Source organism: Agathobaculum sp. TL06, assembly GCF_054658635.1.
In genome coordinates this window covers 101,300-118,489 of record NZ_BAAGGY010000007.1, presented here as the reverse complement: position 1 = coordinate 118,489, position 17,190 = coordinate 101,300, and the positions used below count along the sequence as shown (strand labels likewise).

At 63.3% G+C, this 17,190-nt stretch carries 19 protein-coding genes; 9 read left to right on the top strand and 10 right to left on the bottom strand.

Features of this window, described 5'->3' with window-relative positions:
• Window positions 1-292: 292 nt before the first annotated feature.
• Together ACYQ3S_RS05910 and ACYQ3S_RS05905 are read left to right on the top strand one after the other, a co-directional pair.
• Window positions 293-2,044 (top strand): FtsW/RodA/SpoVE family cell cycle protein, encoded by a 1,752-nt coding sequence (locus ACYQ3S_RS05910; protein WP_459687760.1) that lies wholly within the window; start codon window positions 293-295, stop codon window positions 2,042-2,044.
• Entirely contained in the window at window positions 2,045-3,418 is a 1,374-nt protein-coding gene (locus ACYQ3S_RS05905; protein WP_459687759.1) for a penicillin-binding transpeptidase domain-containing protein, read from the top strand.
• An 89-nt stretch (window positions 3,419-3,507) separates the two neighbouring features.
• Here ACYQ3S_RS05905 and ACYQ3S_RS05900 read toward each other — a convergent pair whose 3' ends face one another.
• Window positions 3,508-3,729: a hypothetical protein gene (locus tag ACYQ3S_RS05900; RefSeq protein ID WP_459687758.1), complete on the bottom strand. Its 222-nt coding sequence runs from the start codon at window positions 3,727-3,729 to the stop codon at window positions 3,508-3,510.
• A 301-nt stretch (window positions 3,730-4,030) separates the two neighbouring features.
• Between ACYQ3S_RS05900 and ACYQ3S_RS05895 the strand changes: the two genes are divergently transcribed.
• Entirely contained in the window at window positions 4,031-4,714 is a 684-nt protein-coding gene (locus ACYQ3S_RS05895; protein WP_459687757.1) for an N-acetylmannosamine-6-phosphate 2-epimerase, read from the top strand.
• A 39-nt stretch (window positions 4,715-4,753) separates the two neighbouring features.
• Here the strand turns inward: ACYQ3S_RS05895 and ACYQ3S_RS05890 are convergent, their stop codons facing one another.
• The gene (locus ACYQ3S_RS05890; RefSeq protein WP_054326553.1) at window positions 4,754-5,563 is read right to left on the bottom strand and encodes a MurR/RpiR family transcriptional regulator; all 810 of its coding nucleotides are present in this window, start codon (window positions 5,561-5,563) and stop codon (window positions 4,754-4,756) included.
• 163 nt (window positions 5,564-5,726) lie between these two features.
• Here ACYQ3S_RS05890 and ACYQ3S_RS05885 point away from each other — a divergent pair, with 163 nt between their 5' ends.
• The 5 genes from ACYQ3S_RS05885 (at window position 5,727) to ACYQ3S_RS05865 (ending at window position 10,293) form a co-directional block, all read left to right on the top strand.
• A complete protein-coding gene (locus ACYQ3S_RS05885) occupies window positions 5,727-6,728 on the top strand; it encodes a Gfo/Idh/MocA family protein (RefSeq protein WP_459687756.1) in 1,002 nt (333 codons plus the stop codon).
• A 74-nt stretch (window positions 6,729-6,802) separates the two neighbouring features.
• Window positions 6,803-8,209 (top strand): PTS mannitol transporter subunit IICB, encoded by a 1,407-nt coding sequence (locus ACYQ3S_RS05880; protein ID WP_459687755.1) that lies wholly within the window; start codon window positions 6,803-6,805, stop codon window positions 8,207-8,209.
• 75 nt (window positions 8,210-8,284) lie between these two features.
• Window positions 8,285-8,932 (top strand): HAD family hydrolase, encoded by a 648-nt coding sequence (locus tag ACYQ3S_RS05875; RefSeq protein ID WP_459687754.1) that lies wholly within the window; start codon window positions 8,285-8,287, stop codon window positions 8,930-8,932.
• 14 nt (window positions 8,933-8,946) lie between these two features.
• Entirely contained in the window at window positions 8,947-9,384 is a 438-nt protein-coding gene (locus ACYQ3S_RS05870) for a PTS sugar transporter subunit IIA (protein ID WP_054326556.1), read from the top strand.
• A gap of 27 nt (window positions 9,385-9,411) precedes the next feature.
• Window positions 9,412-10,293: an ROK family protein gene (locus tag ACYQ3S_RS05865; RefSeq protein ID WP_459687753.1), complete on the top strand. Its 882-nt coding sequence runs from the start codon at window positions 9,412-9,414 to the stop codon at window positions 10,291-10,293.
• 109 nt (window positions 10,294-10,402) lie between these two features.
• On the opposite strand, the gene ACYQ3S_RS05860 is transcribed toward ACYQ3S_RS05865, so the two are convergent.
• The 4 genes from ACYQ3S_RS05860 to spoVAC all read right to left on the bottom strand — a co-directional run bounded on the left by ACYQ3S_RS05860 (window position 10,403) and on the right by spoVAC (window position 13,277).
• Window positions 10,403-11,365 carry a tRNA dihydrouridine synthase gene (locus ACYQ3S_RS05860; protein ID WP_459687752.1) on the bottom strand — a complete coding sequence of 321 codons (963 nt, stop codon included), beginning with the start codon at window positions 11,363-11,365 and terminating at the stop codon, window positions 10,403-10,405.
• A 72-nt stretch (window positions 11,366-11,437) separates the two neighbouring features.
• Window positions 11,438-11,794 (bottom strand): stage V sporulation protein AE, encoded by a 357-nt coding sequence (gene spoVAE, locus ACYQ3S_RS05855; protein WP_107632161.1) that lies wholly within the window; start codon window positions 11,792-11,794, stop codon window positions 11,438-11,440.
• 5 nt (window positions 11,795-11,799) lie between these two features.
• Window positions 11,800-12,828, bottom strand: coding sequence for a stage V sporulation protein AD (locus ACYQ3S_RS05850; protein ID WP_459687751.1), 1,029 nt, complete (start codon window positions 12,826-12,828; stop codon window positions 11,800-11,802).
• Complete coding sequence (gene spoVAC / locus ACYQ3S_RS05845) at window positions 12,825-13,277, bottom strand: stage V sporulation protein AC (RefSeq protein ID WP_082396864.1); 453 nt, start codon at window positions 13,275-13,277, stop codon at window positions 12,825-12,827. Before spoVAC ends, ACYQ3S_RS05850 begins: the two co-directional genes overlap by 4 nt.
• A gap of 162 nt (window positions 13,278-13,439) precedes the next feature.
• On the opposite strand from spoVAC, the gene ACYQ3S_RS05840 reads away from it, so the two are divergent.
• Window positions 13,440-14,033, top strand: coding sequence for an ECF transporter S component (locus ACYQ3S_RS05840; protein ID WP_459687750.1), 594 nt, complete (start codon window positions 13,440-13,442; stop codon window positions 14,031-14,033).
• A 49-nt stretch (window positions 14,034-14,082) separates the two neighbouring features.
• On the opposite strand, the gene ACYQ3S_RS05835 is transcribed toward ACYQ3S_RS05840, so the two are convergent.
• The 4 genes from ACYQ3S_RS05835 to ACYQ3S_RS05820 all read right to left on the bottom strand — a co-directional run bounded on the left by ACYQ3S_RS05835 (window position 14,083) and on the right by ACYQ3S_RS05820 (window position 17,178).
• A complete protein-coding gene (locus ACYQ3S_RS05835; RefSeq protein WP_459687749.1) occupies window positions 14,083-15,255 on the bottom strand; it encodes an MFS transporter in 1,173 nt (390 codons plus the stop codon).
• A 115-nt stretch (window positions 15,256-15,370) separates the two neighbouring features.
• Window positions 15,371-16,207 (bottom strand): prephenate dehydrogenase, encoded by an 837-nt coding sequence (locus tag ACYQ3S_RS05830; protein ID WP_459687748.1) that lies wholly within the window; start codon window positions 16,205-16,207, stop codon window positions 15,371-15,373.
• Between the two features lie 20 nt (window positions 16,208-16,227).
• On the bottom strand, window positions 16,228-16,509 hold the full coding sequence (locus ACYQ3S_RS05825; RefSeq protein ID WP_459687747.1) for a hypothetical protein: 282 nt from the start codon (window positions 16,507-16,509) through the stop codon (window positions 16,228-16,230).
• Window positions 16,510-16,527: 18 nt separating this feature from the next.
• Window positions 16,528-17,178: a VanZ family protein gene (locus tag ACYQ3S_RS05820; RefSeq protein ID WP_459687746.1), complete on the bottom strand. Its 651-nt coding sequence runs from the start codon at window positions 17,176-17,178 to the stop codon at window positions 16,528-16,530.
• Window positions 17,179-17,190: the final 12 nt, after the last annotated feature.

Genomic DNA, 17,190 nt, shown 5'->3' with positions numbered 1-17,190 from the left:
AGCCTCTGCCCTCCGTTCTTTCATTTCGCTTTATGAATTTCAGCTCCATCCATTTAACGAGTGCATTATCAGGTAAGCTGGAATCCGTCCAATTGGGAAAAAAACAGTCGAAAGGAAAAATATTCAGCAGCCTCCGAAACGAAGCCCGCGGCCGCACGGCGTTTTTCCAGCGGGAAGGGGCGGAAAACGGCTGAAAGCCCCGTTTTTTACCGTCCGTTCACGCTTCGCTTGACAAGCCGTGCTATAATATATAGGTTATCAACCCAAGTTCCCTGAAGGGAGGAAACCAAACATGACCGACGCTTTACAGCGCCTTCTGGATACGCTGACCGGCTTTCTGGCGGAAAACCCGCTCGTCGGCGCGTGGTACACAACGGTCGTCCGCTTCGTGTTCCCGCTGCTGGCGCTGATGATCCTGGTCGGCGCGATCCGCTCGCTGTGGAAGGTCAAGCATCCGGACGAGGTCTGGGGCTATCTCGGCATGGCCAACGGCGTGCGCCTGCCCATCACCCACTGGGAAAACATCATCGGCCGCGCGCCCGCGTGCGACGTGCAGCTCGAATACCCCTCAGTGTCCCGCCAGCACGCCGCGCTCATCCGCGAGGACGACGGCTCGTGGACGGTATACGACCTCGGCTCCAAGGGCGGCGTCAAGGTAAACGACCTGCCGGTGGACGAATACGCGGTCGTCGAGGACGGGGATACGCTCTCGTTCGGCGGCATCCCGACCATGCTGGTGCCGATCTCGGCCGAGGAAAAGCGCGAGCAGATGGCCGAGCGCCGCGTGGAGGGCCGGCCGGCCGGCATGTGGGGCTCGCTTGTGCTGCTGACGCTGTTCCAGGTGCTGACCGCGCTGCAGCTCATCGTTGCCGCGGGCGAGGACGCCTCCGTTACCGTCCCGCTCACGTTCCTCACATTCACGGCCGTGTGCTGGGGCTATTTTATCGTGCTGCGCTCGTTCCGGCGCATCGGCTTTGAGATGGAGACTATCGCCTTTTTCCTGTGTACGCTGTCGCTGGCCGTGACCGGCTCGACCGTGCCGGACGAATGCCCCAAGCAGCTCATCGCCATCCTGATGGGGCTGGCGATCTTCCTGATCCTCGGCTTTTTCCTGCGCGACCTGACCCGCGCGCAGCGGGTGCGCTGGATCATGGGCGCGGCTGCGGTCGGCATGCTGGTAATCACGCTGCTGATCGGGTCAAGCGAGGGCGGCGCCAAAGCATGGATCCGGCTGGGCGGCCTGTCGCTCCAGCCCTCCGAGCTGGCCAAAATCTGCTATATCTTCGCGGGCGCGGCCACACTCGACCGCCTGTTCAACAAGCGCAACCTGTGGCTGTTCATCGGCCTGACCGGCATCTGCGGCGCGTGTCTGGCGCTGCAGAACGACTTCGGCACCGCGCTGGTGTTTTTCGTCACCTTCCTGGTCATCGCCTACCTGCGCTCGGGCGACTTCGCGACGCTCGGCCTGATCTGCGGCGGCTGCTTTGCGGGCGGCATGCTGCTGCTCACCATCAAGCCGCACGTTGCGGCGCGCTTTGCCTCCTGGGGCCATATCTGGGAGGATGTGTACGGCGCGGGCTTCCAGCAGACCCACACGCTGACCGCCGCCGCTTCGGGCGGCATGATCGGCGTGGGCGCGGGCAAGGGCTGGCTCTCCGGTCTGGCCGCGGCGGACACGGATATCGTGTTCGGCATGCTGTGCGAGGAGTGGGGGCTGGTGATCGCCGTGCTGACCGTGCTGTGCATCATCACGCTGGCCGTGTTCGCGGTGCGTGCCTGCCGCGCGGGACGGTCGAGCTTTTACACAATCGCGGCCTGCGCCGCGACCAGCCTGCTCGTGTTCCAGACCTGCCTGAACGTATTCGGCGCGGTGGATATCCTGCCGTTCACGGGCGTGACCCTGCCGTTTGTCTCGAACGGCGGCTCGTCCATGCTGTCCGCGTGGGGCATGCTCGCCTTTTTGAAGGCCACGGACACGCGCCAGAACGCTTCGTTCGCGGTCCGGCTGCCCAGCCGGCGCGAGCTGCGCGGGGAGGTGGATTGAGTGCGGAAAATCGAAAAACGCGGCGTGTTCTGCCTGATCCTCGCGGCCCTGCTGGGCGTCGGGCTGCTGTTGTTCTGCTTCCGTTTCGTGGTGGATGGCGGCGACTGGGCCTCCTATCCCTATAACCGCCACCTGTACAGCAATTCCGGCCAGCTCAAGGGCGGCACCATCCTCGATCGGGACGGCGACGTGCTTTCCTCGCTGGATGAAAACGGCAACCGCACCTATTATCCGGACAGCGCCGTGCGCCGCGCCACCCTGCACGCGGTCGGCGATCCGGCCGGCAACATCGGCGCGGGCGCGCTGACCGCATTCGCGGACAAGCTTTCCGGCTATAACCTGCTGACCGGCGTGTATTCTCCGCTCGGCACGGGCAACAACCTGTACCTGACGATCGACGCCTATCTCAACAATATCGCCTATCAGGCGCTCGGCGGCATGAACGGCACGGTGGGCGTGTACAACTATAAGACGGGCGAGATCCTGTGCATGGTATCCACGCCGTCGTTCGACCCCGCCGACCCGCCGGCCATCGATCCGGACGACCCCTCGTGGGAGGGTGTGTACGTCAACCGCCTGCTGTCCGCGAACTCCATCCCCGGCTCGATCTTCAAGGTGGTCACGCTCAACGCGGCGGTCGAGAACCTGCCCGACCTGTTTTCCCGCACCTGGAACTGCACCGGCTCGGTCGAGATCGGCGGCGATACGGTCACCTGCCCGTATGCACATGGGCAGATGGACATTGAGGATGCGCTGGCGAACTCCTGCAACGGCGTGTTCGGCCAGCTCGCGGTCGAGCTGGGCGGGAAGACCATGCAGAAATATACGGATGCGGCCGGCCTGACCACCGCCATACGGGTGGACGGCATCCGCACCTCGGAGGGCCGCTTCAACTTTGACGGAAACGACAACCAGCTCGCCTGGGCGGGCGTCGGCCAGGGCGAGGATACCATGTGTCCGATCAATATGATGCTGTATATGGGCGCAATCGCCAACGGCGGCAAGGCCGCCCTGCCGCGCCTGATCGAAAAAACCACCACGGACTACGGTTTGCCGACCGGCCTTTACTTCGCCCATAAGTCGGATAAGCTGATCGACGCGGACACCGCGGATACCATCGCGGATATGATGCACAACAACGTAATCGAAACCTATGGACAGGACCGCTTCCCGGGCATGGACATCTGTGCCAAGTCCGGCACGGCCGAGGTCGGCGGGGGCAAGACCCCGAACGCCTGGTTCACCGGCTTCCTGCGCGACGAGGCAACCCCTTATGCGTTCATCGTGCTGGTGGAAAACGGCGGCGGCGGCTCGTCGGTCGCGGGTACGGTGGCCTCTCGGGTGCTGACCGCGGCGGTCGAAAAGGGCTATTAACCTCCCGCAGCGGACGGACATACGGATAGGAAAAAACACAGGGGCGCCGAAAGCACATGACATGCTTTCGGCGCCCCTTGCCGTTCCCCTCACCGTCCCGCGGCGACGGGCAGCGCCCGTCCCATGCGGCGGCAGGGCGCAGGCTTTTTCCGGCGGCGCAGCGCGCGGCCTGCGAAAAACAGCAGCGCGGCGCATAAGATAGAAAAGGCCAGCCCGCCGGCCGAAACCGCGCCTGCGTCCGACGCCCCCGCCGCCAGGAACAAGATCGCGCCCCCCGCCGCCTGCAGGGCGCCGCCCAGTCTTTTTTTCATCCGGTATCCCTCCGCTTCCTTTTGATGGCTTCAGTATAGCGGATTGCTTGTCCGTTAAAACGGACTTTCCCACAGGGGCGGCAATTTTGCGGCAGGCGCGGCCGGAATACGCCTTTTTGTCACGCTTTTTCCACATACGTCAATTTAACTATTGTTTTCCTATTCAAACAGACGAACATATAGTCAAACTGCTCAAAAATCCCTTTGAAATTTGTCCATCCAAATTGCTCCACCGTCTTGACGAAAATATTTTCACTTTGTATAATAAAAATGAAAACAATACCGATAGGAGGATGACAGTATGCTCGACCAGGTCAAAGGCGGGTTGATCGTATCCTGTCAGGCGCTGGAAAACGAACCCCTGCACTCCTCGTTCATCATGGGGCGCATGGCGCGCGCGGCGGCCGAGGGCGGCGCCGTAGGCATCCGCGCCAACACAGCGGCTGATATCAACGAAATCGCCAAAAACACCGACCTGCCGGTCATCGGCATCGTCAAGCGGGACTACGAGGGTTCCCCCATCTATATCACCCCCACGCTCCGCGAAATAGAAGAGCTGGCCGGAACGGGCTGCGCCATGATCGCGTTTGACGCGACCGACCGCCCCCGCTATCAGGGCGAGGCGCTCGAGGACTTTTTCCAGAAAGCCCGCGCCGCCGCGCCCGGCAAGCTGCTGATGGCGGATATCGCCACGCTGGAGGAGGCGGTCCGTGCGGAGCGGCTCGGCTTTGACTGCGTTTCCACCACGCTCATGGGCTATACCGCCCAGTCCGAGGGACACAACATCGCGGACGACGATTTCGCCCGTCTCAAGGCCATTCTCGCCGCGGTACATATTCCGGTCATCGCGGAGGGCCACGTCGATACGCCGGCCAAGGCGCGCCGCTGCATCGAGCTGGGCGCGCACGCGGTGGTCACCGGCGGCGCGATCACCCGTCCCCAGCTGATTACCAAAGCCTTTACCGACGCGATCTACGCAACGTAAAGCGGGCGCGAAAAAAGAGCGCCGGAGCGCTCTTCCGATTCAGAAATTCCGGTGGAACAGGGTATACAGCGCGCGGTCGCGGTTTTCCCTGCATTTCGGGTCCTCCAGCAACCGGTAGGTGATCGCATCGATCAGGAACACCAGGGGCATCTGGGAATTGATGAATTTCTCGTCCCCTACCTGCCCGATGTCCCCGGCCAGCAGGATGGCGTCCGCCATTTTCGCCAGCTCGGTGCGGCTGCTCTGCGTGAGCAGACAGATCTGCACGCCCGCCGATTTCGCAATTCGGCACGCGCTGACCACCTCGGGCGTTTCGCCGGAGTTGGACACCGCGATAATCAGGTCCTTCGGCGAGAACAGGCTGGACTGCACGCGCATCAGGAACGTATCGGTCATCACGCTTGAGGTAAAGCCCATCTGCACCAGCCGCATGTTGAACTCGCTCGCGGTCAGGCCCGAGCTGCCCAGGCCGAAGATCAGGATTTTATCCGCCTGGTGGATTCGGTCGACAAACGCGTCCAGGTCCTCGGGCTGCACCAGCTCGCAGGCCGCGTCCAGCGTGCGCTCGTAATAATGGTCGATGCGGCGGATGGTCTGGTCGGGCGTCTGGCCCGGCGTCCCCTCGGCCGCCAGCAGGGTCTGGAACTCGATATAATTCCGGTAATCCAGCTTTTTGCAGAAGCGGGTCAGCGTGGAGTTGGACGTGCCGATGGCCTGCGCAAGCTCCTGGCTGGCGATCGACGCTGCCTGCTCCGGATGGGCGACGATATAAGCGGCGATCTTCTGTTCACTTTTGCTGAGCCGGAAGCCGAAAAACTGCAGCCGGTTTTGAAAACTCAGATCAGCCATGGTTTCCTCCTGAAGATAGTTTATTCTTTAACAATCATAGTATAACCGCCGCGATTTTGCAACAGGCAAACGCAAAAACACCGAAAAAAACGCGGCGCCGTCCCCCCAACCCCGTGGGCAAACCTTCCACAAAAAGGTCCAACATAGAAAAGGAGAATGCATCATGAACAAGAACCTCAAAGTAGGCGTCATCGGCTTCGGCCAGATGGGCCAGATCCATGCAGGCATTTACAACAAGCTGCCCGGCGTAGACCTCGTCGCGGTATGCGAATATAACGACGAGCGCCGCGCGGAAGCGGAAAAGGAGTACGGCTGCCAGACCTATAAGAACTATAAGGACCTGCTCGAAAATCCGGAGATCGACGCGGTTTCGATCGTCCTGCCCGACAACATGCACCGCGAGGCGGTCGAGATTGCGGTCGCCAACAAAAAGCACATCCTGCTCGAAAAGCCGCTCGCCAAGGAGCTGGCCGACGGCGAGGCGATGTACGAGATCCTCAAGGATTACGACAAGGTGTTCTCGCTGGGCTTCCTGCTCCGCTTTGACCCGCGCTTCAACATGATTAAGCAGCGCCTGGACGCCGGCGAGCTGGGCGACATCATCCATATGTACTGCCGTCGCAACAGCCCGATCGTCGGCCCCCGCCGCTACATCGGCGCGTCCGACCTGTCCATGCACGTCATGATCCACGATATCGACTATGTCAACTGGTTCATGGGCTGCAAGCCGGTCAAGGTGTTCGCCAAGGCCCGCAGCGTGCTGCTCAAGGAATACGGCATGGACGACGTGATCTATGCGCTCGTCACCTATGAAAACGGCGCGGTCGCGTGCCTTGAGGCATGCTGGGTGCTGCCGGAGAATTCGCCCACGATCATCGACGACAAGGTCGAGCTGGTCGGCACCAAGGGCGTGGCCTATGTCGACGCGTGTGACAACGGCGTGCGCTTCGTGACCGGCAGCGGCGTCCTGTATCCGGATTCCCGCCACTGGTACAACTGCAATGGCGCACCGTCCGGCGACCTGTCCGAGGAGATCATGGCCTTTATCGGCAACATCCTGAGCGGCACCAAGTCCATCATCACGCCGGAGGACGCCCTGAACACGCTCCGCGTGGTCGACGCGATCGAGCGCTCGATCGCGGAGGGCAAGGAGGTTTCCCTGTAAGCATTTCCCCGCGCTTTTCCACATAAAGAGAAACGGTAGAGACTCACTTCACGGATTTTAAGGAGGGCAAAAGAATGTCAGTACGAGTAAAGGTGCAGAAATTTGGTAGCAAGCTCAGCAGCATGGTCATCCCGAACCTGGGCGCGTTCATTGCTTGGGGCCTTCTGACCGCGGTCGGCATCGCCATCGACAACGACATGCTCCGCGGCTTCATCACCCCGATGCTCAACTACCTGCTCCCGCTCCTGATCGCGTTTGCGGGCGGCAAGATGGTCTATGACTACCGCGGCGGCGTGATCGGCACGGTCGCCACCATCGGCGTCATCATCGGCTCCAGCGTGACCATGTTCATCGGCGCAATGATCCTCGGCCCGCTTTCCGCCTGGATTCTCAAGCAGTTTGACAAGCTGATCGACGGCAAGATTCCGATGGGCTTCGAGCTGATCGTCAACAACTATTCGGTCGGCATCATCGGCGCGATCATCGCCGTGATCGGCTGCGTATGGCTCGGGCCGGCGATCGCCTCCCTGACCGGCGTGTTCGCCGCGGGCGTGGATTTCCTGGTGCAGAACAACCTGCTGCCGCTGACCGCTATCCTGATTGAGCCGGCCAAGCCGCTCTTCCTCAACAACGCCATCGGCCAGGGCATCCTGACCCCGATGGGTACGCTGCAGCTGGAAAGCCTGGGCAAATCCGTCCTGTTCCTGCTGGAATCCAACCCCGGCCCCGGCCTGGGCGTGCTGCTCGCTTACATGTTCTTCGGCAAGGGTTCTTCCAAGTCCTCCGCGTGGGGCGCTTCCATCATCCACCTGTTCGGCGGCATCCATGAGATATACTTCCCGTTCGTGCTGATGAACCCGATCCTCATCCTCCCGCTGATCGTCGGCGGCGCGTGCGGCACCCTGGTATTCACCATGCTGAACGTCGGCCTGGTCGGCGTTGCCTCCCCCGGCAGCATCATCTCCATCATGCTGATGTCCTCGCCCGGCGACCAGCTCAAGATCTGCCTGGGCATCCTGGTGGCGTGCGCAATCACGTTCGTGCTGTCCATCCCGCTGATTAAGCGCGCGGGCGGCGGCGACGACGCTTCGCTCAAGGAAGCGGCGCAGACCATGAACGAGCTGAAGGGCAAGAAGAGCCGCATTTCCTCCGTATTCGAGAGCATCGAAGACTTTGACTTCTCCAAGGTTACCCGCATCGCCTACGCCTGCGACGCCGGCATCGGTTCCTCCGCCATGGGCGCGACCGTGCTGCAGAAAAAGTGCAAGGCCGCCGGTCTGGACGACGTTACGGTATTCCACATCGCAATCGAAAACCTGCCGACCGAATGCCAGGTCGTCGTCACCCAGGAGCTGCTGCTCGACCGTGTCAAGGACGTGCAGAAGGACGCCTACTGCATCGCAGTGACCGACTTCATCAACGCGCCCCAGTATGACGAGCTGATCGAAAAGATCAAGCAGGCCCGCGAAAACAAGCAGTAACAGCCTGTAAGGGCGGCGCCGCCGCTGGTCCAGCGGCGGCGCTTCCTTTACCCGTTTATCGAAAAGAGAGTCAGTATGCTGAAAACGATTATCATGGATTTCGACGGCCTGATCGTCGATACCGAGGTCGTATGGTACCAGATCTATGTCGAATGGTTCCGTGTACACAAGCAGTACGACCTGTCCGTGCAGGAATTCCTGACCTGTGTCGGCTCCAACGCGGAGGACCTGTTCCGCAAGATGGACGCCAAGGGCATCCATGTGGACCGAGACGCGTTTGCGCAGGACACGCTGGCGCGCTTCATTGAGGAGAGCGGCCGCCTGCCGGCAAAGCCCGGCGTGGAGGACTTCCTGAAAAGCGCCAGGGAAAACGGCCTGTCGGTCGCGCTGGCGACCTCCTCCGGCCGCAAAAAGCCGACCGTACACCTCGAACGCCTGCACCTGATGCAGTATTTCGACCTGTTGGTCACGGCCGAGGACGTCGAACGCATCAAGCCCAACCCCGACCTGTTCCTCAAGGCGGCCGAAAAGCTCGGCTGCACACCGGCCGAGTGCCTGGTGGTTGAGGATTCGCTCAACGGTCTGCTGGCCGGCCGCAACGCGGACATGCGCGTGCTGGTCGTACCCAACGACGTGACCAAGTATTGTACCTTTGAGGGGCAGTACCGCCTGTGCGACTCGCTCGCGGAAGTGGACGTACCCTCGCTGATCGCAGAGTTTTAGGAGGAATCATTACCATGCTGTTAGAAAAGATCACGGCAAAGGATGTGCAGATCGGCCTTGCGGCCGCGGACTGGGAGGATGCGATCCGCCAGGCGGCGGCCCCCCTGCGGGACGCGGGCGATATCGAGCAAAGCTATATCGAGGGCATGATCGAATCCGTACACAAGAACGGCCCGTATTTCGTGCTGGCGAAGGGCCTGGCGCTGGCGCATGCGCGTCCGGAATGCGGCGCCAACCGTCTGGCGCTCGCTTTTTCCACGCTCAACCCGCCGGTATCGTTCGGCGCGGGCGACAACGATCCGGTCCGCCTGATTATCACCCTGGCCGCGACCGACCCTGACAGCCACATCGACCTGCTCGGCGAGCTGGCCGAAGTCCTGATGGACGACGGCCGCATGGAGCAGCTTTTCTCGGCCAAAACGCCGGAGGAGTTCTGCGCCCTGCTCGCCTGAACCGGCCGCCGGAAGGATGGATACGCAATGGTTCTATGCTTTGATATTGGCGGCACCTCGATCAAATACGGCGCCGCGCACGACCCCGGCGGGGAGATCGTTTTCTCCTCGCGCTGGGAAACGCCGACCGACGCCAAAACCCTGGGCGGCGCGGGCGTGGAGCGCAAGCTGCTCGACCTGATCGGCGGGCTGGCGGGAAAGTACAACCCGTCCGGCATCGCGGTCTCGACCGCCGGCATGGTGGACCACCGGACGGGTGCGATCCTGTACGCCAATGAAAATATCCCCGGTTATACAGGGCGCAACCTCAAAACCGCGGTCGAGCAGGCGTTCCGCCTGCCCTGCGCGGTCGAAAACGACGTCAACTGCGCCGCGCTCGGAGAGGCCGCCTACGGCGCGGGGCGGGGCGCGGACAGCGTGCTCTGCCTGACCGTCGGCACGGGCATCGGCGGCGCGGTCGTGCTGGACGGAAAGGTTTGGCACGGGCATGCGGGCAGCGCGGGCGAGATCGGCTACATGCCGGTAAACGGCCGTGCGTTCGAGCAGCAGGCCTCGACCACCGCGCTCATCCGGCGCGTGGCAGAGCAGACCGGCGAAACGCTGGACGGGCGGCAGATCTTCGCCCGCGCGCAGGCGGGCGACACGGTCTGCGCGCAGGCGATCGACGCGCTGTGCGAGACGCTCGCGCAGGGCATCGCCGCGTGCATGTGCGTGGTGGACCCCGCGGCGGTCGTGCTCGGCGGCGGCATCATGGGGCAGAGCGCCTATCTGCGCCCGCTGCTCGAAGGCCATCTGCAGCGCTTCGCCAACCCGTTCATGCTGGCGCACACCCGTCTCGCCTTTGCCGAGCTGGGCAACAGCGCGGGCATGGCGGGCGCGTACCGCTGGCTGCAGCAGCAAGCCCTGTAACGCATCCGCCGTCCCCCCCGAGGGACGGCGATCCCCCCTCCTTGCCGCCCCGTACTGCGGCGCGGCAAAAAAGGCTCCTATCCTTTCGGGATAGGAGCCTTTCCTTTTTTCAGCGGAACCAGTCCGGCTCCACCTGTTCGCGCAGCGGCAAATCGCGGAACACCGCCGCCGCTGCCGCGAGGAAATCGTCCGGCCCTGCCGCCTTGCGCAGCCGCTTGCCGTATTTTTCGCTGTCCGCAAACAGGTTCAGGTGGTAAAACCAGACCTCTTTCATGCGCAGCATCGCAATCCGGCGGTCGCCGAACGCGGCGCAGTAGCGCTCGTACAGGGTATTGTGGAACGCCTCCAGCACGGTCTTATCCGCGCGCGGGCCGCCGCGCAGCCGTGTGACCAGCGAGGGGTCACCGACCAGGCCGCGGCCGATCATCACCGCCCGCACCGCGGGGTACCGCGCGCCGACCGCGGCGGCATCCGCTTCACTGACAACGTCTCCGTTATAGCAGACCGGCATGCGGCACTGCGGCAGGGCTGCGGCAAACGCCGCCTCGCGCACGCCGCCCCGATAAAAATCCTCCCGCACGCGCGGGTGGATGGTCAGCTCGGCAATCGGATAGCGGTTGTAAACCGCGAGCAGGCGGTCAAATTCCGCGGGGTCACGCACGCCCAGGCGCGTTTTGACCGACACCGCCACTCTGCACACGGAGAATACCGCGTCAAAAAACCGGTCCAGCTCGTCCGGATGGGCGAGGAAGCCCGCGCCCTTGCCCTTGGCCGTTACCGTACCCGAGGGGCATCCGAGGTTCAGGTTGACTTCCGGATAGCCCATCTCCGCCAGGGCGTTCGCCGCCCAGATGAAATCCGGAGCGGATCTGGTCAACAGCTGCGGCACCGCAGGCACGCCCGCGTTGACCTCGGCCGCGACGTCGCGCTTCTGGCGCGGGGTCAGACGGCCGTTCGCGGTCGGCGTGATAAACGGCATAAAATACTTGTCTATCCCCGGGAAATACGCATGATGCGCGCGGCGGTAGACCGCGCCGGTCACGCCCTCCATGGGGGCAAAATAATACTGCATGGGAAAACCCCTTTTTGTCGGTTGATTGTGTTTGTTCTATTATAACGGGATTTTCCCTTGCCTGCAAGCGGCTCAGCTTTTGGATTTCGGCTTTGCCAGCAGGGCGAACAGACAGCCGAACACGATCGCCGCCGCGATGCCGCCCGCCGCGCCGGTCACGCCGCCGGTGAACACGCCCAGCAGGCCGCTTTCCGCGACCGCCTTCGCCACACCCTTGGCCAGCGAATAGCCGAAGCCGAGCAGCGGCACGGTCGCGCCCGCGCCCGCGTAATCCACGAGCGGCTGATACACCCCGATCGCCTGCAGGAACACGCCGATCACCACCAGGCTGACCAGGATGCGCGCGGGCGTCAGCTTTGTTTTGTCAATGAACACCTGGCAGACCGCGCAGATCGCGCCGCCCACCCAAAAGGCATTGACATATTCCATCCAGTTCATGCGCCGCTCCTTTCGATCACAACCGCGTGGCAGATGCCCGCGATGGGCTGTCCCTGCTGCACCGAGGTCGGGCTCATCATTGCGCCCGTGCCGGCGAACACCAGACGCCGGAGCCGGCCGCCCTCCATATCCCGCAGCAGCGGGCCGCACAGCACCGCGGCCGAGCAGCCGCAGCCCGAGCCGCCCGCGTGCGCGTCCTGTTCGTCCCCGAACAGCAGGCTGCCGCAGTCCGAGTACACGGGCGACAGGTCGATCTTATCCTCCCGCAGCAGGGTGAGCAGGATATCCGCCCCCACATGGCCGAGGTCGCCGGTCACGATGCAGTCGAAATCGGCCGGCTGCGCGCCAAGGTCGGACAAAAGCGTGGAAAGCGTGTCGTAAGCGGCGGGCGCCATCGCCGCCCCCATGTTGTTCGCGTCCTTGACGCCCAGCTCCACCATCCTGCCGAACAGCGCATGCGTGACACGGATGCCAGAGGAGCCGCCCTGCGGGTCCGCGGCGGACAGCACGGCCGCGCCGGCCGCCGTGGCCGTCCATTGGGCGGTCGGCGTGCGCTGGCCGCCGTAGGCCAGCGGGAACCGGTACTGCCGCTCGGCCGAGCAGAAATGCGAGGACGCGGAGGCAAGCAGGCGCCGCGCGGCGCCCCCCTCCACCAGACACCCGCCGAGCGCCAGCCCCTGCGCCATGGTCGAGCAGGCGCCGTATTGCCCGAGATACGGCACATCCGACCCCACCGAGGCCAAAAACGAGCCGATGCACTGGTTGAGCAGGTCGCCCGCGAGGATCACATCCAGATCGCTCTTCTGCAGGCCCGCCTTTTTTACCGCGAGGTCGATCGCGGTCTTTTGCAGCTCGCTTTCCGCCAGCTCCCACGATTTCTGCCCCATGCGGTCGTCCTCGGTCACAAAGTCGAACTGCGCGCCCAGCGGGCCGTCACCCTCCTTTTTCCCGACCGCCGCCGCGTGCGACAGCAGGAACGGCCGCTCCGCAAACTGCAGCGTGCGCTTCCCTATCCTCCGGATCATCCTGCGCCGCCTCCCCCCATCAGCAGCAGCGCCAGCCCATAGAGCACGCTGGCCGAAATACCGTATACCAGCACAGGGCCGGCGATCACAAACAGCTTCGCCCCCACGCCCAGCACCAGCCCCTCGCTTTTGAATTCCATGGCCGGCGACACGATCGCGTTGGCAAAGCCCGTGATCGGCACGATCGTTCCCGCGCCCGCGTGTTTGGCCAGCTTTTCATACAGATGCAGGCAGGTCAGCAGCGCGCCGAGGAACACCATGGTGATGGCCGTCGCCGCCGCCGCGTCCGCTGTCTCCAGGCCGCGCGACTGCCAGAAATTGCTCACGCCCTCGCCGACCGTGCAGATCGCCCCGCCGAACAGGAACGCCTTCAAACAGTCCTTCCAAAGCGGCGAATTCGGGCTTTTCTGTTCCAGCATCTGCTGGTATTTCTGCTTATCCAGTTTCATGCGCATCTCTCCTCTTCGGGAGGCTACTCCCATGTTTCTGCTATTTTGCGCGGGTTTTTGCCGTTTATCCATCTGACCTTATAAAATAATCAAAATTTGGCTATTCAAAACAGGTCAAATATGCCGTATCCTATCCGAGGAAAGAAAAAGGGGGAAACCGTTATGGAAAACAACAAACGAAAGATCACGCTGTACGATATTGTGGCCGTGGGGCTGCTCGCGGCCTTTGTATTCATCGCCACATTCTTTTTCAAAATCAAGATCCCGACGCCCGGCGGCTCGACCATGGTCAAGCTGGGCAACGGCATCTGTCTGCTGGCAGGCACGCTGCTGGGCGGCTGGCGCGGCGGCCTGGCCGCCGGCATAGGCTGTGCGCTGTTCGACCTGACCGATCCGGAATACGCGCCCACCGCCTATGTCACGTTCCTCCGGTACTTTATCATGGCCGGTTTGTGCGGGCTGATCTCGCACTGGGGCGGGGCAAACGGACGCCGGACGGGCCGCAACCTTGTTGCGGCCATCGCGGGCGCGCTGACCTATTCGGCCCTGTATATCGGGAGCAAGATCATGGGCATGATGCTCGCCGGCTCGGCCTTTGTCCCTGCGGTGGCCGGCTGCGCGGCCAGCATCGCCTCCAGCCTGACCAACGCCGTGGTCGGCGTGATCGTCGCGATGCTGCTCACGCCCGCGCTGCAAAAAGCCCTCCAGTCCACCTCGTTCGCGCGCCATCTGGCGCACAGCTCGCAAAAACAGTAAAAAAAGCCGCCCGCCGGAAAGAATTCCGGCGGGCGGCCGCGTTTTTCCATCAGGGCCGCTCGTCACGGGAGCCTGCGTGCGCTTCGCCCCGCTCGCGCACGACCAGCAGCAGCGCCGAGCTGACAAACATGCCCGCGACCGCAAACGTAATGCTCATCATCCCCGCGTGGATGCCCCAGGCGGATGCGACCAGGCCCGTGATATACGGCATCAGGATCGCCCCGACGCCTGCCGCGGGCAGCATCACGCCCACGCCCGCGCTCGACAGCGATTTGCCCGCGCTCGCAACCGCGGTCGGGTTGACGCCCGCGATCGAGACGCCGAACACGAACAGCAGCGCCAGCGCGGAGACCGCCGTTTCCGCCTGCAGCAGAAGCAGGTACGCGCCGATGCAGCAGGCGGTCATCAGGGTCAGCGCGCGGAAGCCGTTGCGGATATGCAGCACCAGCGCGATCACCAGCCGCGCGGCCAGCATCGCGCCCCAGATGACCGTGACTGTGAGCTGGCCGGCCGTGCCGGACAGGATACCCGTATCCTTGAAATAAGTAACCATCCAGCCGGTGACCGCGATCTCGGTGCAGTTTTGGAAAAACAGCACCGCGGTCAGCAGCCAGAAGCGGCGGGAGTGGAAAAAGTCCCACTGTCCCCCGCCGTCCGCCGTCCGGCTCGCCCGACGCGGCAGGCGGCCGGCGTAATAGCTCAGCCACAGCAGGCAGCCGCACAGGCCCAGCCCGATCATCGGCGCGCGCCAGTGCAGCAGGCCGAGCGCCGCGATCAGCAGCGGGCATACCAGCGAGCCGAGCGCAAAGCGCGAATGCGCCAGGTTCATTCCCTGGGTGCGGTCCTCCGCCGATATCGCAACCAGCACGCTGTCCGTATTCAGCACGCAGCCCTTTGCCGCGCCGACCAGCCCGAACGCCAGCACCAGCAGCCAGGGGTTCCCTGTCAGCGCCATGGCGAAATAACCGGCCGCGCCGCCGGTCGACAGCAGCAGCGTCGTGTTGCGCATGCCGCGCCGCACGGTCAGCATACCCGTTGTAAAGCCGGACAGCAGATTGCCCACGCTCAACGCCGCGAGCAGCACGCCGCCCCATTCGTACCCCAGCGCGTAGCGGTCCTGCAGCAGGCTCATCACCACGCCGCTGCTCGACCCAAGCAGGCCGCCGAGCAGCATCGTCCGGTAAGCGCAGCGCATGAAGCGGCGCCGCATCAATGCTTGCATCCTGTTCTCCCCCATTTCCCATTGTCGCTCTTTCAGTTTACACCCGAAACCGCTCCCGCGCAAGAGCGAACAAGCCAAAGGCGCCGCTTTTTCAGCGGCGCCTTTTCGCTCCCCATCAGCCGAGGCGCTCCTTGCGTTCACGGCCGTCGCGCAGAAGCGCAGTCAGGGTTTCCCTGTCGTGCGCGCGGATGGCGCGGCGGTATTCGTCCAGATGGCCGATGATCTCGTCGATCTCGCGCGCAAGCGGCTCGGCGTTGCACAGGAACAGCTCGCTCCACATGGTTTCGTTCAGCTTGGCCACGCGCGTCAGGTCCTTATAGCTGCCCGCGGAATAGCCGTTATGCTTATCCGCCTCCGGACTTTTGATGTAGGCCGAGGACACGACATGCGCCAGCTGCGAGGTGAAGGCAATCATCCGGTCGTGCTGTTCGGCCGTGCAGCGCACGGTCTGCCCAAAGCCGAGCGCCATAAAATACGCTTCGAGCTGTTCCAGCACCCGCTCGGTGCTGCTTCTGGTGGGGACGAAGATCATGCTCGCCCCGTCGAACAGGGTCGGAAGCGCAAAATCCAGGCCGGAGAACTCCCGCCCCGCCATCGGATGCCCGCCGACGAAATGCACGCCCGCGTCGAGCGCGGCCTGCTCCAGCCGCTCGACCATGAACTGCTTGACGCCGACCATATCGACCACCACGCAGCCCTTTTTCATTTTCGGCATGTTTTCCAGCAGCCAGTCCACCGTCGCCTGCGGATACAGGCCGATGATGACCAGGTCGGCCTCCTTATACAGCGCCTCGGTTGCGACCGCGTCGATCGTGCCGTCCGCGCGCGCCTGCTCGGCGGTGGCGCGGGTGCGGTTCCAGCCCAGTACGCGGCTGAGCGTGCGCGCCTTGATGGTTTTCGCCATCGAGCCGCCCATCAGGCCGAGGCCGGCAATGAGTACGGTGTCAAACATGATAAAATACTGCCCCTTTCCTAAAAATACAGCGTCGGGACGACGCAGGCCGGCGCTTCGGATGCATCCAGCACAAATTCGTTGAGCCATTTGACAAAAGCCTCCGCCCCGTCATAGCGCAGCGCCGGTGTGCCGTCCGGCCCGATGTGCCGGTAGTTGTGACCGGCCTGCGGCGCGGTCAGCCATTTGTCAAATTGCATCTGGTACGCCTTGGCGTCCCGCGCAATATGGGCCGGCACGGAGAGCAGGCGGTATCCCCCTGTCCCCTGGTCAATCAGGATGAAGGCCGTGTCGTTTGGCATGCTGCGCTCTCCCTTCCGTCAATCCCTTGGGTTGACCCGACAGATATGCTTCCAGAGCGGCGTGATCCGGCAGAGGACGAACACGATCAGCGCGCCCGCGAGGTTCAGGATCAGATCGTCCACATCGCACGAGCCGGCGCCGGTATACACCTGCGCCACCTCGACCGCCGTGACGCCGAGCGTCAGCGTGGCGGTAAAGAAGAAAATGCTCCTCTGCCAGCGGAACAGCGCGGGCAGGAACACGCCCATAGGCGCGAACGCCGCCAGGTTTCCCAGCAGGTTGAGCACCACCAGCCGCAGCGAGATATTGCCGTAGCCGTAGGCGATCAGATAATTTTTAATCGTGCGCAGCGGTTCCAGGTTGACCGCGCCGAGGTCCGCGCCCGTGTGGAAGCCGCGGCCGAACGCATTGTCAAAAAACAGCACGTTCGCCAGCACCCACAGATAGTACCAGAACAGCAGCAGCATATAGTCGTGCCGCCGTTTGGCGCGCGCGCCGGCCGGCACACCGTAAAACAGCGCCGCGCCGAGCAGCAGCGCGAACGCCGCCGCGACCGCGAGCTTTTGCTCCGGCCCCACGATATAGCCGGGCGCCAGCTCATAATACAGGTTGAAGCAGAGCAGCACGGCGGCCAGGACCGCCGCCAGCCTGCGGACAAGGGTTTTCAAAGGGGGTTGCTC

Coding starts and splice junctions, on each gene's coding strand:
- ACYQ3S_RS05910 (WP_459687760.1), top strand. CDS start 293: ATGACCGACGCTTTACAGCGCCTTCTGGATACGCTGACCGGCTTTCTG.
- ACYQ3S_RS05900 (WP_459687758.1), bottom strand. CDS start 3,729: ATGAAAAAAAGACTGGGCGGCGCCCTGCAGGCGGCGGGGGGCGCGATC.
- ACYQ3S_RS05895 (WP_459687757.1), top strand. CDS start 4,031: ATGCTCGACCAGGTCAAAGGCGGGTTGATCGTATCCTGTCAGGCGCTG.
- ACYQ3S_RS05890 (WP_054326553.1), bottom strand. CDS start 5,563: ATGGCTGATCTGAGTTTTCAAAACCGGCTGCAGTTTTTCGGCTTCCGG.
- ACYQ3S_RS05885 (WP_459687756.1), top strand. CDS start 5,727: ATGAACAAGAACCTCAAAGTAGGCGTCATCGGCTTCGGCCAGATGGGC.
- ACYQ3S_RS05880 (WP_459687755.1), top strand. CDS start 6,803: ATGTCAGTACGAGTAAAGGTGCAGAAATTTGGTAGCAAGCTCAGCAGC.
- ACYQ3S_RS05875 (WP_459687754.1), top strand. CDS start 8,285: ATGCTGAAAACGATTATCATGGATTTCGACGGCCTGATCGTCGATACC.
- ACYQ3S_RS05870 (WP_054326556.1), top strand. CDS start 8,947: ATGCTGTTAGAAAAGATCACGGCAAAGGATGTGCAGATCGGCCTTGCG.
- ACYQ3S_RS05865 (WP_459687753.1), top strand. CDS start 9,412: ATGGTTCTATGCTTTGATATTGGCGGCACCTCGATCAAATACGGCGCC.
- ACYQ3S_RS05860 (WP_459687752.1), bottom strand. CDS start 11,365: ATGCAGTATTATTTTGCCCCCATGGAGGGCGTGACCGGCGCGGTCTAC.
- spoVAE (WP_107632161.1), bottom strand. CDS start 11,794: ATGGAATATGTCAATGCCTTTTGGGTGGGCGGCGCGATCTGCGCGGTC.
- ACYQ3S_RS05850 (WP_459687751.1), bottom strand. CDS start 12,828: ATGATCCGGAGGATAGGGAAGCGCACGCTGCAGTTTGCGGAGCGGCCG.
- spoVAC (WP_082396864.1), bottom strand. CDS start 13,277: ATGAAACTGGATAAGCAGAAATACCAGCAGATGCTGGAACAGAAAAGC.
- ACYQ3S_RS05840 (WP_459687750.1), top strand. CDS start 13,440: ATGGAAAACAACAAACGAAAGATCACGCTGTACGATATTGTGGCCGTG.
- ACYQ3S_RS05835 (WP_459687749.1), bottom strand. CDS start 15,255: ATGCAAGCATTGATGCGGCGCCGCTTCATGCGCTGCGCTTACCGGACG.
- ACYQ3S_RS05830 (WP_459687748.1), bottom strand. CDS start 16,207: ATGTTTGACACCGTACTCATTGCCGGCCTCGGCCTGATGGGCGGCTCG.
- ACYQ3S_RS05825 (WP_459687747.1), bottom strand. CDS start 16,509: ATGCCAAACGACACGGCCTTCATCCTGATTGACCAGGGGACAGGGGGA.